Here is a 974-nt window from a genome sequence, read left to right on the forward strand (position 1 = left end):
TGGACACCGCGGCCTGGTAGCGCTCCCCCGGCACGACGGTGCCCGTCACCGGCCCGTGTCCGAGCACGGTGAACCAGGCCGCGTACACGCCGTCGGCCGGGATGGCCGAGTGCATCGGCGGCGCTACGTTCGCGGTGGGAAAGCCCAGCTCCGCGCCGCGGCCCTCGCCGCGGACGACGACGCCCTCGACGCGGTGCGGGCGGCCCAGCGCCTCCGTCGCCGCCACCATGTCGCCGGCGTCGACGCAGGACCGGATGTAGGTGGACGAGAACGTCACGGTCTCGTTGCTGTGGTGCTCGGACAGCAGCGACATCGACTCCACGGCGAAGCCGAACCGCTCGCCGGCCTTGCGCAGGGTGGCGACGGTGCCGGCGGCCTTCTTGCCGAAGGTGAAGTTCTCGCCGACCACGACCTCGACCACGTGCAGGTTCTCCACCAGCAACTCGTGGACGTAGCGCTCCGGGGTGAGCTTCATGAAGTCGGTGGTGAACGGCATCACCAGGAAGACGTCGATGCCAAGCTCCTCGACCAGCTCCGCGCGCCGGGTCAGCGTCGTCAGCTGCGCCGGGTGGCTGCCGGGATAGACCACTTCCATGGGGTGCGGGTCGAACGTCATCAGCACCGTCGGCACGTTGCGCGCGCGGCCGGCTTTCACCGCGTGCGCGATCAGCTCGGCGTGGCCGCGGTGCACACCATCGAACACCCCGATGGTGACCACGCATCTGCCCCAGTCCGTGGGAATCTCGTCTTGGCCGCGCCACCGCTGCACGATGGCAAGCCTACGATGCCGGGCGCGAACATGGGGTGACGAGATCCCGCCGCCGCACGCCGAATCAGGTGTGGGTTGCCTAAACTCTCTGGTTGTGAGGGCTGACGACGAGCCAGGCGGCATCACCGCGGTCGGCCAGGACTACCTGAAGGTCATCTGGAATGCCCAGGAGTGGTCGCCGGACGGGGCCCCGCAGAAGGTCAGC

1 protein-coding gene and 1 pseudogene are annotated in these 974 nt (G+C 69.3%); one reads left to right on the forward strand and one right to left on the reverse strand.

Translation table 11 applies throughout. The features are described from left to right. Positions 1 to 769, reverse strand: a 769-nt coding sequence (locus A5712_RS10340; protein WP_068104143.1) for a bifunctional riboflavin kinase/FAD synthetase, incomplete at its 3' end; no start/stop codon positions are given. Positions 770 to 863: 94 nt separating this feature from the next. Here A5712_RS10340 and A5712_RS30175 point away from each other — a divergent pair. After that, positions 864 to 974: pseudogene (locus A5712_RS30175) on the forward strand (metal-dependent transcriptional regulator); the annotation flags it as partial.

It is taken from the genome of Mycobacterium sp. E2327, assembly GCF_001672675.1.
In the GTDB taxonomy this organism is placed as follows: domain Bacteria; phylum Actinomycetota; class Actinomycetes; order Mycobacteriales; family Mycobacteriaceae; genus Mycobacterium.